Origin of the sequence: Xanthomonas sp. SHU 199 (assembly GCF_000364665.1) — a bacterium.
GTDB classification, from domain to species: domain Bacteria; phylum Pseudomonadota; class Gammaproteobacteria; order Xanthomonadales; family Xanthomonadaceae; genus Xanthomonas_A; species Xanthomonas_A sontii.
The window spans coordinates 1-633 of record NZ_AQOI01000850.1 but is presented as its reverse complement, the minus strand read 5'-3'; the positions used below and the strand labels follow the sequence as shown (position 1 = coordinate 633).

The 633-nt window shown below is 73.8% G+C and carries 1 protein-coding gene and 1 pseudogene; both read right to left on the bottom strand.

The window, feature by feature from the left end; genetic code table 11:
* Positions 1-402, bottom strand: a pseudogene (locus D183_RS0123180) (EamA family transporter); the annotation flags it as partial.
* A 39-nt stretch (positions 403-441) separates the two neighbouring features.
* Positions 442-633, bottom strand: a 192-nt coding sequence (locus D183_RS25790) for a helix-turn-helix domain-containing protein (protein WP_039729553.1), incomplete at its 5' end; no start/stop codon positions are given.

Sequence of the window (633 nt, the reverse complement as noted above, 5' to 3'; positions counted from 1 at the left end):
CACGCACAGCGCGCAGGGCGCGGCGAGCCGGCGCAGGCGGACCGCGCCGGCCGCGCGCGAGCCGATCACCGTGACCGCCGCCGGCAACAGTCCGATGATCAGCGCGGTGGCGGCGCCTCCGGCCCACTGCACCGCGCTGCCCAGCAGCACGTAGTAGACGATGTTGCCGAGCAGGCTCAGGCGCAGCAGCGCCCACCATTCGGACGCGCCCAACGGCGCGGTCGCGGCGCGCCAGCGCGGCAGCAGCACCACGGCGGCGATGGCGCCATAGGCCAGGTAGCGCGAGATGGCCAGTTGCAGCGGCGAGAAGGCGCTCAGCAATTGCGGCGCCAGGAACACCAGGCCCCACAGCGCGCCCGCGACCATGCCGCTGCCGACCCCTGCCCATAGACGTTCGCGCATGCGGTTCGTTTCCGTATCGGCCGTGTCAGCCGTGACGGCTCAGCATGCCGGTGCCGGCAGCGGCTGGCTTGTCCCAGACTCCTGTCCTGGCGCCGGGCGATGACGGCGGCGGTAGGCGGCCGGGGTCTGCCCGGTGCTGCGCTTGAGCGCGCGGGTCAGCGCGCTCTGGTCGGCATAGCCGCTGTCCTGGGCCAGGTCGGCGATCGGCCGGGTGCCGTGCGTCAGTTGCCG